This is a genomic window from Streptomyces sp. NPDC031274 (genome assembly GCF_055570235.1).
Genome location: NZ_JBVIHP010000419.1, coordinates 588 through 1,100, shown reverse-complemented (window position 1 = coordinate 1,100; position 513 = coordinate 588). Strand labels below are relative to the sequence as shown.

At 58.5% G+C, this 513-nt stretch carries 1 protein-coding gene; it reads left to right on the top strand.

Annotated features, from left to right (window positions below; translation table 11 throughout):
* Positions 1-172 precede the first annotated feature (172 nt).
* Positions 173-513: hypothetical protein (locus ACZ5CR_RS46855; protein ID WP_468870166.1), on the top strand; the 341-nt coding region annotated here is incomplete at its 3' end.

Sequence of the window (513 nt, the reverse complement as noted above, 5' to 3'; positions counted from 1 at the left end):
CCTTCCGCCCATCCGGCACGTTCGACGCAACCGCACGCCTCGGTGACGACGGCACGGCCAGCGTCTACGCCTGCTACGTCGGCGTACCTGATGAGCAGGCGACTGCAGATGAGGCATGAAGCCCTTCAGTGATCCACAGACGGCAGACCGGAATCCGAATACTGTTCGATGCATGCTGTTGGACGAAGTGAGACTTCAGGTCATAACCGCCGAGGCAATCAAGGGTGTCGAAGATTGCCTACAGATCATCAAGATCCACGGTCGAGATACCGATCACGCGGTCCTCAATCCGTATCTCGTGCTCACCGCCGTCTCCACCTGGGAGCGATACGTCGTCAACTTGCTTGGGGCATCCGAGAAGCCGAATTTTGATCTCAAGACTCACGACGAGTTCGGCTCGCCAGCTCCCTGGCCCGGATGTGACAAGGACGTGAAGCAAGCACAGAAGAATGGCGGGCAGCACAACATTGATCACCGGCTGATTGCCGCGCGGATTCTCGACGTACCCCTCAC